Origin of the sequence: Thiomonas sp. X19 (genome assembly GCF_900089495.1) — a bacterium.
In the GTDB taxonomy this organism is placed as follows: Bacteria; Pseudomonadota; Gammaproteobacteria; order Burkholderiales; family Burkholderiaceae_C; genus Thiomonas_A.
In genome coordinates, this window is sequence record NZ_LT605203.1 from 422,480 (window position 1) to 435,577 (window position 13,098).

The following is a 13,098-nucleotide window of genomic DNA, read 5'->3' on the forward strand; positions in this document are numbered from 1 at the left end:
TCGCGTCAGGGTCCGTTGCCTCCCTACTGGCGCGCTTCGCGCAGGCTGAACAGCAGGTAGTTGTCGGCGGACTGTTGCAGCCGGATTTGCACCGGCAGGTTTTGCAGCGCGGGAGCCAGCCAGACCTCGGCGCCGAGGCCGTGGGAGTCGGCCGGGTGCGCGAGGTGCCAGGTGACGAGCGAGCCGACGCCGGTTTGCAGCGTGTCCTGCCCGAGGATGGTGAAGTCCCAGGTGGTGGTGCCGCTGGGCCGGGCCACTTCGAAGGCCAGATGCTGGCCGACGCGGAAATCCTGCGGCCGGGTGCTGAGCTGGTGGGCGAGCTGCATGAAGATGCTGGCGCTGTCCTGCAGGTGTGGCGGCAGCGGCATGACGGTGCTGATGGCGGAGAAACTGAGCGTGCCCTTGTCGCGGTTGAAATTCACCGCCTTGCGCCGCGTGAAGATGCGCTCGACATAGCGGTCGGGCGCCAGCCAGTTGCCGTCGATGCGCCCGGTGCTGGTGTAGGAAAAACTGACCAGCGCGGCGCCGGAGATTTCAAGCCGATAGCTGTTGCCGTCGCGCACCCACAGCAGCGCGCCGTCGCCATGCAGAGGGCCGCGGTAGTTGCCACTGAGTTCATAGCGCAATTCGGTCGATGGCGGCCAGCCGAAGGCGTCGGTTGTGGCGGGTGTCGAAGCCGGCGCCGATGCGGTGGAACTGGCTGACGCTGCTGTCGCTGTCGCGGCGGGCTGGATGGCCCCAGCAGCACTGGCTGGCTTCGCCGCTTGGGAGGCGCCGCCTGGCGCCGTCCCGGTCTGCACGCCGGGCTTTGCGGGCGGCGCACCCGACGCGACCGCCGGCGGGGTTGGCGTCGCAGCCGAGGCGGGGAATGGCGGCGCCGATGGCGCCATCGCGGGCGGACGCGAAACCGCCACCTGGCCGGACGCATCCCCCCCACCCAGGGAGCGCGCCACGGGCGGCGCCGATTCCACCGGCGGCGGCCCCATGCCGGTCTGGGTTTGCGAGGCCGCGAGCTCGGGCCGGGACGCTGCCGCCTGGGGGGAGGCCGGTCTCAGTTGCAAGCCGCGCGCAGGCGCGGCGGCATGTGGCGCGGCGGCCGCGGCAGGCCGGGCCGTGGTGGTTGCGGGCGTGGCACCTGGGGCCGGGCGGGCGCTGGGCATGAGCAGGCGCGCGAAGATGGGCTCGGGCAGGCGCCCGGGCTCGATCGGGGCGAAGGCATCGCCCAGCGCGTGCAGCGCCAGGGCATGCAGCACGAGCACCAGTGCCAGCCAGACCCCCATCAGGCGCCAACCCGGCCCGCCCCCTGGGCTTGGGGGTCGGGCGCGTGTTGGCGGATGTGTTCGCGGCATGTGCGCATTGTGCCGCGCGGCTCGACGCTCGCGCCCGAGGCGAATCGGCGGGACGAGCATGTGGCCGCATGCGGTGCGCGCTTGGTCTGTCGTGTGTCGCCGCCGGAGTGCAAGCTCGCGGCTTTTGCCTGCACCCCCCGAGTCCGACGCGCTCCTAGAATCGTTCGGATCCTTCAGCATCGCGGCCAGCAGGCCCCCATTCCATGAAACTCGCAAGCCTCAAGGACGGATCGCGCGACGGCCAGCTCGCCGTGGTGTCGCGCGATCTCAAACATGCCGTGTTCACGCAAGGCATCACCCGGTTGCAGCAGGCGCTGGACGACTGGGATTTCGCCGCGCCGCAATTGCAGGACTTGTCGGACGCGCTCAACGCCGGGCGCGCGGCGCAGGCTTTCGCCTTCGACCCGGCGCAATGCATGGCGCCGCTGCCGCGCGCCTACCAGTGGGCCGACGGCTCGGCCTATCTCAACCACGTGGAGCTGGTGCGCAAGGCGCGCGGCGCCGACATGCCGCAGAGCTTTTTCACCGACCCGCTGATGTACCAGGGCGCGAGCGACCACATGCTGGGTGCGCGCGAGGCCATCGAGGCCGCCAGCGAAGACTGGGGCATCGACTTCGAGGCCGAGGTGGCGGTGGTCACCGGCGATGTGCCGATGGGCACGACGGCCGATGCGGCGCTGGAGCACATTCGCCTGGTGATGCTGGCCAACGACGTGAGCTTGCGCCATCTGATTCCCCCCGAACTGGCCAAGGGCTTCGGCTTTTTCCAGAGCAAGCCCGCCAGCGGTTTCAGCCCGGTGGCGGTCACGCCCGATGAGCTCGGCACGGCGTGGAAGGGCGGGCGCCTGCACCTGGACATGCGGGTGCAGTGGAACGGCCGATTGGTGGGCTCGGCCAACGCCGGGCCGGAGATGCGTTTCCACTTCGGCCAACTCATCGCCCATGTGGCCAAGACGCGGGTGCTGGCGGCGGGCAGCATCGTCGGCTCCGGCACGGTGTCGAGCCAGGACCGCGCGCGCGGCTATTCCTGCATCGCCGAGCTGCGGGCGCTGGAGATGATCGAGCATGGCGAGGCGCGCACCGCCTTCATGCATTTCGGCGACAGCGTGCGCATCGAAATGCTCGACGCGCAGGGCAAGAGCGTGTTCGGCGCTATCGAGCAGAGGGTGGTGCAGGCCGGCGCAGCGTGATGCTGCGCCTGGACGCAGCCGTGGTCAGGGATGCTGGTTGCCGTAGCGGACGCCGGCCTTGACCGAAGCGATGGCCTGGTCGATCTGGGCGATGGCATGCACACGCCATCCGCCCTTGTTGGGGCTGGCTACTTGCAGCTGCTGGCGCGCGGCCATCAGCGCACGCAGGGCTTCATGCATATGCGGCTGCGGCGCGGCGCTGGCCAGCGGCAGGCCGGCGATGAGCGCGCTGCCCAGGGTGAGGGTGGCGATGATTTTTTGCATGCAATAACTCCTTGAGATGGGCCTGCGGGCGACAGGTTGTTGGTCGGCTTTGCCTGCGGGCGAGGGCTGCGAGTTTGCGTTTCGCCGTTCCCGCCAGTTGGCGGCTTGGGCTTGGCTCTGTAACGTTGCGGCGCGCCGAATTGCGACAGCCTGCGGCCTGCCGATGTAAGCGCTTGTCACCACGCGCAGCCAAGCCATGTTTCCAAGCCCTGCGGGCGGCGCTATGCTGGCCGCATCGCTTGCGAGGCCCGCCATGAACCCCTACACCCAAGGTCAAGCCATGCCCGGCATGGAGTTTTTCCAGTCGCTGCTCAAGGGCTCGGGCATGCCTACGGGTTTTGCCAGCTGGATGGCGCCGACCATGGACCCGAAGGAGCTGGAGCAGAAGATCACCGACTTGAAAGCGGTGCTGCAATGGCTGGAGGCCAATGCGCGCCTGACCCAGGCCACGATTCAGACCCTGGAGGTGCAGCGCATGACCTTGTCGGCGCTGAAGACCATGAATGTCGATCTGGGCGATCTGGCCAGTCGCATGACCGAGGCCATGCAGGCCGGCGCCCAGACCATGGGCGCTGCGGCCGCGCCGTCGGCCGGTGGCGCGACGAACCCGGAGGAATCCCATGCGGAGGATGAGCCTGAGCCCGAAGCGGTTTGGGACGAAGAACCAGAGCCTGAATCGGAGTCCGGGGCGGCAGCGCAGCACGCCACGGCCGAGTCGCCAGGCGCTGCATCGGCCCTGCCAGGCGTGATGGATCCGATGCAGTGGTGGAATGCGGTGAGCCAGCAGTTCTCCCAGGTGGCGACGCAGGCGCTGCGCGAAAGCCCCTGGCCCATGCCGCCGGGGGGTGCTGCGGCTGGCGTTGCCGGCGCGTCCGAATCGCCGCCTTCGCCTGCGCGTCGATCCGCCAGCAAGCCCGTGGCGCGCAAGCCCAAATCCGTCGTGCGCGGCTCCGGTGGTCAGGCGGCGTCCAACGCCGCGGCCAAATCCCCAGCCAAAGCCGCCGCCAAAGTTTCGACCCAGGCCCCAACCCAGACCGCCCCGAGCTCCGTGCGCAAGGCCGCCGGTGCGCCGCGCTCGGCAGCAAGCAGGACGCGGCGCAAATAACACGCTGTAGCGTGCAGGCGCAGAGCAAAGGTTGCAAGCGACGGGCTTGCTGCTGACGTGGCTTGCCGAAGGTTGGGCAAGGCCCTGGCTCAGCGCTTGAACGTGACCCTTGTCGGCGTCCGGCTCTTGGCCGCCATCCACACCTAGCCGCATCCGTGGCGTGAAAATAGCGTCGACAAGCCCTAGCATCGTGCCCTTGTGGAGTCGGCCCGGTGTCGTCCGGCCCGTTTGATCCAAGCCCTTCGTTGCACCATTTCTTCATGCGCTTCATCACTGCCCACTCAAGCCACACCCACTGGACCGCCGCGTTGGAGCAGGCGCTGGGCCAAGTGGCGCGCGCGCGAGCGCAGCCCGACACGATTGCGCGGCCGAATCTGGGCATCGTCTACTTCACCGAGGCGTTCGCCCCCGCTGCCGAGGCGCTGCTGGCGGCGTTACGCGCCCGCACCGGGGTGGCCCACTGGGTCGGCGGCGTGGGCGTGGGCATCGCGGCCGATGGGCAGGAGTATTTTGATCAGCCCGCGCTGGCTTTGATGTTGCTGCAAATTCCCTTGCGCGACTTCCGCGTGTTCTCCGGACTCAAGCCGCTGGCACCGGCATCCACGGGTTGGCGCGGCGCCGAGACCGCGCTGGTGCATGGCGACCCGGCGACGCCGGACATGGATGACCTGGTGCGCGACATGGCTGGGCGCACGGCGTCGAACCGCGTCTGGGGCGGCCTGGTGTCATCGCGCCAGGCGGCGGTGCAGATTGCCGACGGCGTGTTCCAAGGTGGCATTTCGGGCGTGGCGTTTTCCGCGCGGGTGGCCTTGGCCGGCGGGCTCACCCAGGGTTGCGAGCCGGTGGGGCCGCCGCGTGCCATCACCCGCTGCACGCAGAACGTGATTTACGCCCTCGACGGCGAACCGGCGCTGGGCTTGCTGCTGCGGGACCTGGGCGAGGAGGTGCTGGAACTTCCCCGTCTGGCGCCGCGGCTGCGTGCCACCCTGGCGGGACTGTCGCCGGGCGTTGCCGAGGCGCAGCCCATGCCGCGCCACATAGGCGCGGAAACCTCCATGCGCCATCTCATCGGCGTGGACCCATCCGGGCGCGGCGTGGCCATTGCCGGCTCTCCCGAGCCGGGCATGCTGTTGCGCTTTTGCCGACGCGATGTGCACGCGGCGCGGCGTGACCTGATCCGCCTGTGTGCCGAAGTGCGCGAGGAACTGGAGCAGCGTCGCGAGGCGCGCACGGCCACCACGTTGCAGCATGCCGCCGCCAGCGCTGGTGCGCCCCAGGCTTCGGTGCCGGCGCGTGGGGCGGTCTACGTGTCGTGCACCGGCCGTGGCGGGGCGCATTTCGGCGGACCTTCGGCTGAGTTGGCGTTGGTCCGCCAGCATCTGGGCGATATGCCGCTGATCGGCTTTTTCGCCGCGGCGGAAATTGCCGGTGACCGCCTTTACGGCTACACCGGGGTGTTGACCGTCTTCAGCGAAGACCCGGCAATGTAAGTACTCGCTTAGCTTGCAGCCAAGCCTGGCTAGGCTCGCGAGCAGCCAAGCCGGCGCTGCGCCCCAGGGTGGCGAAGCCGCAGGCGCACCCAGACGGGACGCCGGCTGACGCCGAGATTGTTGTGGGCTGAACGCTGGAACAGGCGGTCTGGCAGCTGTGTGACCTGCGCGGCTTCAAGATTCGCGCCAGCCTGCTGCCACGAACCGGAACGCAGCCCAGCTTCCGTTCAGGGTGCGCGCTGCGGCAGCGGTACGCGGGGCAGCAAGAGGGCTGGTGCCGCGGCGGCAGCCGTGAGCGTGATGCGCCCCGGGCACGGCAGGCTGCTTCAAGACGGTGTGGCGAGCTTTGCCTGGGGGCTGAAAGCGCCAGTGGTGCGCGCCATGGCTTGCATTCCAGCACGTCTCATGAACGCTGTGCCGGCTGGGGCATGGAGCGGCGCCGCGGCCGGCGCCAATGGAGCAGAAGGCGCAGAGGGAGGCGGTTGCGCCAGCAATGCAGCCGGCAGCCATGCGCCCAGCCCGAGCAGAACAACCAGCGGCCAGATCAGGGGCCTGCCGGCCCTGCGGCCCGATGGCGATGACCAAAGCCCCATGATGGCGCGCGCTCCACGGTAAGACCCCAAGGCCAATCAAGCGGGTGGAGGTTGCAGTGTCGGGGCCAGTGCTGGGCTGCCAGCGCCCGCTCAGGGGGCGCCGCCGGCTCGGCGCCTGGGCTTCCAAGGGCATGCGGTTTTTGCAACCGAACACCCTTCACACCTGCAGGAGGCAAAGCCGGCTGGCGGATTTTGGGCGCGGCTCAGGCCGCTGGGCGCAGCAGGGCGATGAGGCCGTTGAGCTCGTCGAGCGAGTGAAAGCCCAGGCTGATTTCGCCGCGCAAGGCGGCTCCGCTGCCCTTGACGCGAATGTGCACCGGCGCGGCCAGATGCTCGGCCAGCTCGGTTTCGATGCGTTGCAGCTCGCGCGCATCGCGGTCCGGCGCTGCCGCAGCGCGTGGCTTGGCGCTGCCGTCTTGCGCGGCGCGGGCGCACAGGCGCTCGGTTTCGCGCACCGACAGGCGCTTGGCATGCACTTGTTGCGCCACTTGCACCTGGGCGGCGCCGTCCAGCGCCAGCAGGGCGCGGGCGTGGCCCATGTCCAGGTCGCCGGCCAGCAACATGGCCTGTACCGGCTGGGCAAGGTTGATGAGGCGCAGCAGATTGCTCACCGCGGTGCGCGAGCGCCCCACCGCCTGCGCCGCCTGCTCGTGGGTGAAGCGGAACTCGGCGATGAGGCGCTGAATGCCCTGGGCCTCCTCCAGCGGGTTCAAGTCTTCACGCTGGATGTTCTCGATCAGCGCCATCGCCAGCGCGGTCTGGTCGGGCACCTCGCGCACCAGCACCGGCACCACGTCCAGCCCGGCCAGCCGCGCGGCCCGGGTGCGGCGTTCGCCGGCGATTATCTCGTAGCGGCCTTCGCCCAGCGGGCGCACCAGGATGGGCTGCATCACGCCCTGGGCCTTGATGCTCTCGGCCAGTTCGTACAGTGAGCCCTCGTCCATGCGGGTGCGCGGCTGGTATTTGCCGGGCACCAGGACTTCCAGCGGCAGGCTGGAGGGGCTGCCGGCCGGGGCGATATCGGCCCCTTGCGCGCCGAGCAGGGCTTCGAGGCCCAGACCCAGGCCTTTGCGTTTTTTGCCGGAAGCCGGCGGCGGAGTGGAGGGATTGGCGCTCATGGGAGGTTCGATGAATGGAATGGGGATGCTGCTGGCGGTGCCGCCGAACCGGCGGGGTTCGCCGCCACGGCAGCCGCAGCCAGTTCCTGCAGCCAGGCGCGGCCCTGCGGCCAGTCGCCCAGGCCGCTGGCGCTGTTGATATGCCCGAGCGCGCCGACATCCGTGTGGCGGGCGCCCCAGGTTGCGGCCATGCGTGCCGCGGCCTGGGTGCTGCAAAACGGGTCGTCGCTGCTGCTCAGCAGATGCGCCGGAAATGGCAGGCGCCGCAGCGGGTGGCTGGTCCAGCTGCGCAGGGCGGGCGGCAAGTCGGCGCGGGTCAAGTCGGGCGGCGCCACCAGCAAGGCTGCTAGCACCCGCCCGGCGCGGTTGTTGCTGGACGGGCTGAAGTTCGGACTGGCCGCGACCCAGCCTGCGACGAGATGGCAGCCCAGGCTGTGCGCGGCCAGCAGCACGGGCCCACGGGCCTGGTTGACGGCTTCTTCGAGCTGGCAGATCCAGTCGCCGCGCAGTGGGGTGTCCCAATCGTGCTGCTGCACACGCAGGTCGCCATGCAGCGCTTCCCAGCGGCTTTGCCAGTGCTCGGGCCCCGAGCCTTGCCAGCCGGGCAGCAGCAGAACGGTGGGGGTGGCGATCATGGCTTCAGGCGGCAGCCACGGAGGCCGTAGCCGGAGTGCGGACGCGGCGCACCATTTCCTGGGCGAACTCGATGTAGGCGACCGCGCCCCGGCTGGATTTGTCGAACACCACACCGGGCTGGCCGTAGCTCGGCGCCTCGGCCAGGCGCACGTTGCGCGGAATGACGCTCTCGAACACCTTGGCGCCGAAATGGGTCTTGAGCTGTTCGCTGACCTGCTGCTGCAGGGTGATGCGCGGGTCGAACATCACGCGTAGCAGGCCGATGAGCACGAGTTCGGGGTTGAACTTGGCATGGACCTGGCGCACGGTGTTGACCAGGTCCGACAGGCCTTCGAGGGCGAAATATTCGCATTGCATGGGCACGATCACGCCATGCGCGGCGCACAGGCCGTTGAGGGTGAGCAGACCGAGCGAAGGCGGCGTGTCGATGAGGATGAAGTCATAGTCCGGCGCGATCGGCTTGAGCACGTCTTTCAGCCGGTGTTCGCGCCGCTCCAGGTCCACCAGTTCGACTTCGGCGCCGGCCAGTTCGCGGTTGGCGCCGAGCACGTCGTAGCCGGCCTTGTCACTGTGGCGGCGGACTTCGGCCACGCCAGCCATGCCCAGCAGCACCTGGTAGACGCTGGGCGCGAGGCCGCGCTTGTCGATGCCCGAGCCCATGGTGGCATTGCCCTGCGGGTCGAGGTCGACCAGCAGCACGCGCTGGCCGACCTGGGCCAGCCCGGCGGCAAGGTTGACGCAGGTGGTGGTCTTGCCGACCCCGCCTTTTTGATTGGCGACGCAAAAAACCGATGCCATGGGGTTTCCTTACTGACCTTGCACAGGGTCGGGCGATGTTGAAATGCTGCGCCGCAGCATCCACACCACGCAGCGTTGCGCATCCAGCTCGGGCACGGTCAGTGCCTCCACATGGGCGTCGATCTCGGCCGGTAAGGCGGCCAATTCGGCTTGCGGCGCATGGCCCTTCATCGCGGCCCAGCAGCCGCCCTCGCCCAGCAAAGGCGTGGTCAACTGGATCAGGGTGCCGAGGTCGCTGAACGCGCGGCTGGTGATGCAGTCGAAACTGGGCTGCGTCAGGCGTTCCACCCGGCCATGCGCCACCTGGACCTGGGGCAAGCGCAATTCGGCCGCCGCTTGTTGCATGAACGCGCACTTTTTTTGCACTGCGTCATTCAACACGATCGGCCTCTCGGGCAGCATGATGGCCAGCACCAGCCCGGGCAAGCCGCCGCCGGAACCGACATCCAGCAAGCGCCGCGGCGCCCGTGCCGCCAGGCCCGGCACGAGGGCGAGGCAATCCGCCAGATGCAGGGTGAACATCTGCTGCGGCGCGCGCACCGCGGTGAGGTTGTAGACCCGATTCCAGCGTTCGAGCAGTTCCAGATAGGCCAGGAGCTGCGCGCGCTGCGTTGGGGTGGCTGGCAATTGCAGCGCGAGCAGCAGACGGTCGAGGCGCTCGGATGCGCTCGCGTTCTCGGCAGGGTGCTGCCGCCTGCTGGTGGGGCTGATGACGTTGGCCTGGCCATGGACGGCCGAGGCATGTTCTTTGGCGCGGCTTGCGGGGAGGCGTTGCATCGGCAATGGCGAATCAGGCGGCTTGTGACGGTGCGGCCGCGGAGCGCAGCCGGCGTTTGCGCAAATGCACCAGCAAAAGCGAGATCGCAGCCGGCGTCACGCCAGAAAGGCGTGAGGCTAGGCCCAGGGTTTGCGGCCGCGCGCGCCCCAGTTTTTGCCGCACCTCGATGGACAGGCCGGAAACGGCGTCGTAGTCGAGATCGGCCGGCAGGGGTAGATGCTCGTACTCGGCCGCGCGCAGCACGTCTTGCTGCTGCCGGTCGATGTAGCCGGCGTACTTCACGCCAATTTGCACCTGCTCGGCCTCTTCGGGCTGCAGGGCCTCCGGCGGGGCGAAGCGGCCCTCGAGCGCATTGACCAGGCGGTTGTATTCGACTTCCGGCCGGCGCAGCAGGTCTTCGAGCCGGTATTCGCGCTCGATCGTCTGGCCGACGAGTTGCAGCGCCTCCGCAGGCGGCAAGGCCTCGGGCTGTACCCAGGTGGAGCGCAGACGCTGGCGCTCGCGCTCGATGGCGTCGCGCTTGCGGCAGAAGGCGTCCCAGCGGGCGTCGTCCACCAGACCGAGTTTGCGGCCGGCCTCGGTCAGACGCAGGTCGGCGTTGTCTTCGCGCAGGCTCAGGCGGTATTCGGCGCGGCTGGTGAACATGCGGTAGGGCTCGCTCACACCCTTGATGATGAGATCGTCGACCAGCACGCCGAGATAGGCTTGGTCGCGCGCCGGGCACCAAGGCTCGCGCCCCTGCACCTGCAGCGCGGCGTTGGTCCCAGCCAGCAGACCCTGCGCCGCGGCCTCCTCGTAGCCCGTGGTGCCGTTGATTTGCCCGGCGAAGAACAAGCCGCCGATGGCCCGGGTTTCCAGCGATGTTTTCAACGCGCGCGGGTCGAAGTAGTCGTACTCGATGGCGTATCCTGGGCGCAGCAGGTGCGCCTGCTCCAAACCCGGAATGCTGTGCACCAGTTCGAGTTGCACGTCGAATGGCAGGCTGGTGGAAATGCCGTTGGGATAGAACTCGTGGGTGTTCAGACCCTCCGGCTCGAGGAAAATCTGGTGGGCGTCCTTGCTGGCAAAGCGGTGAATCTTGTCTTCGATGCTGGGGCAGTAGCGCGGTCCGACACCTTCGATCATGCCGGTGTACATCGGGCTGCGGTCGAGGCCGCCGCGGATGATGTCGTGGGTCCGCGAGTTAGTATGCGTGATCCAGCAGGGGACCTGTGTTGGATGCTGTTCGGCACGACCGAGGAAACTGAAGACGGGAACGGGATGGAGGTCGCCGGGCTGCTCTTCCATCTTGGAAAAGTCGATGCTGCGGCCATCGATACGCGGCGGCGTACCCGTTTTGAGACGCCCTTGGGGCAGCTTCAGTTCGCGAAGGCGCTGCGCGAGCGAAATGGCGGGAGGGTCGCCAGCGCGGCCTGCGGCGTAATGGTCCAGGCCGATGTGGATTTTGCCATCGAGGAAGGTGCCGGCCGTGAGCACCACGCTGCGCGCACGGAAGCGGATCCCGCTTTGCGTGATGGCGCCGTTGACGCGATCGCCCTGCCCGGTGGATTCGATCATCAGATCATCGACGGCCTGCTGGAATAACCAGAGCCGGGTCTGATTTTCGAGCCGTTTGCGGATGTCGGCTTTGTACAGCAGTCGATCTGCCTGGGCGCGAGTCGCTCGAACCGCCGGGCCTTTGCTGCCGTTGAGGATGCGAAACTGGATGCCAGCTTCGTCGGTGGCTGCCGCCATGGCCCCGCCGAGCGCGTCGATTTCTTTCACCAGATGGCCCTTGCCGATGCCACCGATGGACGGATTGCACGACATCTGACCCAGGGTTTCAATGTTGTGCGTCAGCAGCAAAGTCGCCGCGCCCACGCGCGCAGCCGCCAACGCTGCCTCGGTGCCGGCATGGCCCCCGCCGACGACGATGACATCGAAAATATTGGGAAAGTCCATGGGGTTCAATTGGCGGCGACGCGCTGATTGTAGGGCGCCCCTGCTTCGCTTGCTGCGATGTTTCACGTGAAACATCGCCACCACCACCACCAACCAAAGCCGCAACATATCCACTCCCAAGGAAATGCAGGGGGCCGTCCCAAATTTCCTTGACCCCCACGGGGGCGGGTCGGCAGCCGACCCTGGGGGCGCTCAAAATTTGAGTGGATATGTTGCCTGGGCCGGCGCGCACCACGCGTTTGCGGCCGCCTCATGGGAATTCCGGCACTCACGCGTTTATGCGGTGGTGGCCATTGAGGCCAGCACAGCACTTGCCTTTGACGTGAATCATGGATAGATTCAGGTCCATGACCTAAATTACATCCAAGCCATGGATCCATGCATCTAGTCGGTAGACGCAACCATTGGAGGAGCGTGCGATGAAGAAGAATGCTGGTGGGTTGGATCGCGGTTTCCGCATTGCTGTCGGTGTGGTCTTGATTGCACTTGCTGCAAGCGGGACCGTCGGGGTTTGGGGTTACATCGGCGTGGTTCCCTTGTTGACCGGCCTGTTCGGTTTTTGCCCTGTGTATACCTTGCTTGGCATGAACACCTGCCCGGTGAAAAATCGCCAAAGCTGATGCACTGGGTTCTTGTGGATCCTGTCGGGCTCTCAAGAGACAGTAACAACGGGGGACGTTCCACGTGGAACGTCCCCCGCTTTTTTGGGGTTCCGCGTCGGTCGGCGCAGCGATGTCTTCATCGCGATGCGTGCTTTCCAGCAGACCGTGTCTCATCATGTCAGCTACACTCGGTTACATCCAATTCAATCCATGGGTGAGCCTGACATGAAGCATTCATCCCTGTTTCGGCGGCATGCCCTGCGCGCCTGTTTGGTGAGCGTGCTGTGGTTGTGCCTGGGATCGGTGCAGGCCGCGACGCCTGCGATGACGATTGCGCTGAAGCAACTGACCGAGCAGGTCTATGTCGCCGTGGGCGAGGCAGGTCCCGCCAGTTCTGCCAATCGGGGATTCAACTCCAATGCCGGGTTCGTCATCACCAAGGCTGGGGTTGTGGTCTTCGATGCCCTGGGCACGCCGGTGCTGGGCGAAGCTCTGGTGCGGGCCATCAAGACCGTCACGGATCAACCCATCAAACTCGTGATCGTGAGCCATTACCACGCGGACCATTTCTATGGCCTGCAGGCCTTCAAGGATCAGGGGGCTGAAATTTGGGCGGACGTGAAAGCAAGACATGAGTTGGGCACGGACCTTTTCAAGCAGCGTCTCCAGCAACGTCAGCGTGACTTGTTTCCCGACGTGGACGAAAACCAAAAAATCGTCCCAGCCGATCGCTGGCTGAATGGCGACACCCATTTCGAGATGGGCGGCACCCACTTCAAGATCATCTATGCCGGCCCGGCGCATACGGCCGAGGACATTCTGCTCTGGGCGCAGGAGCCCCGGGTGCTCTTCGCTGGCGACTTGTTCTTCCAGGGGCGGGTGCCTTATGTCGTTGGAGCCAATCTGCGTGGCTGGCTGGCGTCGATGGACAAGATGACGACGCTGGATGCAGCCTGGGTGGTGCCTGGGCATGGCCAGCCTTCGAAGGATCCGACGCCGGGCATCGCCATGACGCGGGACTACTTGCAGTTTCTCATGGCGCAAATGGGCCGGGGCGCGGACGACATGCTCTCCTTTGATGAGGCCTATGACCGCGTCGACTGGGGACGCTGGAAGTCCATGCCGGCCTTCGACGCTGCCAACCGGCTGAATGCCTACACCGCTTACCTGGAGATGCAGCAGGAGACGCTGAAGAAATAGGCCACGACCCAACGCGGCCGCTGCCCATGCAATC

12 protein-coding genes are annotated in these 13,098 nt (G+C 67.2%); 5 read left to right on the plus strand and 7 right to left on the minus strand.

The window, feature by feature from the left end; translation table 11 throughout:
- Positions 1-23: 23 nt before the first annotated feature.
- On the minus strand, positions 24-1,280 hold the full coding sequence (locus THIX_RS02085) for a DUF3108 domain-containing protein (protein WP_233224347.1): 1,257 nt from the start codon (positions 1,278-1,280) through the stop codon (positions 24-26).
- A 272-nt stretch (positions 1,281-1,552) separates the two neighbouring features.
- On the opposite strand from THIX_RS02085, the gene THIX_RS02090 reads away from it, so the two are divergent.
- Positions 1,553-2,539: a fumarylacetoacetate hydrolase family protein gene (locus THIX_RS02090; protein ID WP_112484635.1), complete on the plus strand. Its 987-nt coding sequence runs from the start codon at positions 1,553-1,555 to the stop codon at positions 2,537-2,539.
- Between the two features lie 24 nt (positions 2,540-2,563).
- Here THIX_RS02090 and THIX_RS02095 read toward each other — a convergent pair whose 3' ends face one another.
- A complete protein-coding gene (locus tag THIX_RS02095) occupies positions 2,564-2,803 on the minus strand; it encodes a hypothetical protein (protein ID WP_112484636.1) in 240 nt (79 codons plus the stop codon).
- 253 nt (positions 2,804-3,056) lie between these two features.
- Here THIX_RS02095 and THIX_RS02100 point away from each other — a divergent pair, with 253 nt between their 5' ends.
- Together THIX_RS02100 and THIX_RS02105 are read left to right on the plus strand one after the other, a co-directional pair.
- Positions 3,057-3,908 carry a PhaM family polyhydroxyalkanoate granule multifunctional regulatory protein gene (locus THIX_RS02100; RefSeq protein WP_199195219.1) on the plus strand — a complete coding sequence of 284 codons (852 nt, stop codon included), beginning with the start codon at positions 3,057-3,059 and terminating at the stop codon, positions 3,906-3,908.
- A gap of 260 nt (positions 3,909-4,168) precedes the next feature.
- A complete protein-coding gene (locus THIX_RS02105; RefSeq protein WP_112488079.1) occupies positions 4,169-5,398 on the plus strand; it encodes an FIST N-terminal domain-containing protein in 1,230 nt (409 codons plus the stop codon).
- A 796-nt stretch (positions 5,399-6,194) separates the two neighbouring features.
- Here the strand turns inward: THIX_RS02105 and THIX_RS02115 are convergent.
- The 5 genes from THIX_RS02115 to mnmG are packed head-to-tail and all read right to left on the minus strand — an operon-like array spanning position 6,195 to position 11,262.
- Complete coding sequence (locus tag THIX_RS02115) at positions 6,195-7,109, minus strand: ParB/RepB/Spo0J family partition protein (RefSeq protein ID WP_112484638.1); 915 nt, start codon at positions 7,107-7,109, stop codon at positions 6,195-6,197.
- Entirely contained in the window at positions 7,106-7,744 is a 639-nt protein-coding gene (locus THIX_RS02120) for an alpha/beta hydrolase (RefSeq protein WP_112484639.1), read from the minus strand. Before THIX_RS02120 ends, THIX_RS02115 begins: the two co-directional genes overlap by 4 nt.
- Before the next feature lie 4 nt (positions 7,745-7,748).
- Positions 7,749-8,543, minus strand: a complete 795-nt coding sequence (locus THIX_RS02125; RefSeq protein ID WP_112484640.1) for a ParA family protein — start codon at positions 8,541-8,543, stop codon at positions 7,749-7,751.
- Between the two features lie 9 nt (positions 8,544-8,552).
- Positions 8,553-9,320, minus strand: a complete 768-nt coding sequence (gene rsmG, locus THIX_RS02130) for a 16S rRNA (guanine(527)-N(7))-methyltransferase RsmG (RefSeq protein WP_112484641.1) — start codon at positions 9,318-9,320, stop codon at positions 8,553-8,555.
- A gap of 13 nt (positions 9,321-9,333) precedes the next feature.
- Positions 9,334-11,262 carry a tRNA uridine-5-carboxymethylaminomethyl(34) synthesis enzyme MnmG gene (mnmG, locus tag THIX_RS02135; protein ID WP_112488080.1) on the minus strand — a complete coding sequence of 643 codons (1,929 nt, stop codon included), beginning with the start codon at positions 11,260-11,262 and terminating at the stop codon, positions 9,334-9,336.
- A gap of 419 nt (positions 11,263-11,681) precedes the next feature.
- On the opposite strand from mnmG, the gene THIX_RS02140 reads away from it, so the two are divergent.
- Together THIX_RS02140 and THIX_RS02145 are read left to right on the plus strand one after the other, a co-directional pair.
- Positions 11,682-11,882 (plus strand): DUF2892 domain-containing protein, encoded by a 201-nt coding sequence (locus tag THIX_RS02140; protein ID WP_112484642.1) that lies wholly within the window; start codon positions 11,682-11,684, stop codon positions 11,880-11,882.
- A gap of 207 nt (positions 11,883-12,089) precedes the next feature.
- Positions 12,090-13,064, plus strand: a complete 975-nt coding sequence (locus THIX_RS02145; protein ID WP_112484643.1) for an MBL fold metallo-hydrolase — start codon at positions 12,090-12,092, stop codon at positions 13,062-13,064.
- Positions 13,065-13,098 lie beyond the last annotated feature (34 nt).

Bases quoted from the DNA above. Each gene is read 5' to 3' on its own strand.
- THIX_RS02085 (WP_233224347.1), bottom strand. From the start codon at position 1,280: ATGGGGGTCTGGCTGGCACTGGTGCTCGTGCTGCATGCCCTGGCGCTG.
- THIX_RS02090 (WP_112484635.1), top strand. From the start codon at position 1,553: ATGAAACTCGCAAGCCTCAAGGACGGATCGCGCGACGGCCAGCTCGCC.
- THIX_RS02095 (WP_112484636.1), bottom strand. From the start codon at position 2,803: ATGCAAAAAATCATCGCCACCCTCACCCTGGGCAGCGCGCTCATCGCC.
- THIX_RS02100 (WP_199195219.1), top strand. From the start codon at position 3,057: ATGAACCCCTACACCCAAGGTCAAGCCATGCCCGGCATGGAGTTTTTC.
- THIX_RS02105 (WP_112488079.1), top strand. From the start codon at position 4,169: ATGCGCTTCATCACTGCCCACTCAAGCCACACCCACTGGACCGCCGCG.
- THIX_RS02115 (WP_112484638.1), bottom strand. From the start codon at position 7,109: ATGAGCGCCAATCCCTCCACTCCGCCGCCGGCTTCCGGCAAAAAACGC.
- THIX_RS02120 (WP_112484639.1), bottom strand. From the start codon at position 7,744: ATGATCGCCACCCCCACCGTTCTGCTGCTGCCCGGCTGGCAAGGCTCG.
- THIX_RS02125 (WP_112484640.1), bottom strand. From the start codon at position 8,543: ATGGCATCGGTTTTTTGCGTCGCCAATCAAAAAGGCGGGGTCGGCAAG.
- rsmG (WP_112484641.1), bottom strand. From the start codon at position 9,320: ATGCAACGCCTCCCCGCAAGCCGCGCCAAAGAACATGCCTCGGCCGTC.
- mnmG (WP_112488080.1), bottom strand. From the start codon at position 11,262: ATGGACTTTCCCAATATTTTCGATGTCATCGTCGTCGGCGGGGGCCAT.
- THIX_RS02140 (WP_112484642.1), top strand. From the start codon at position 11,682: ATGAAGAAGAATGCTGGTGGGTTGGATCGCGGTTTCCGCATTGCTGTC.
- THIX_RS02145 (WP_112484643.1), top strand. From the start codon at position 12,090: ATGAAGCATTCATCCCTGTTTCGGCGGCATGCCCTGCGCGCCTGTTTG.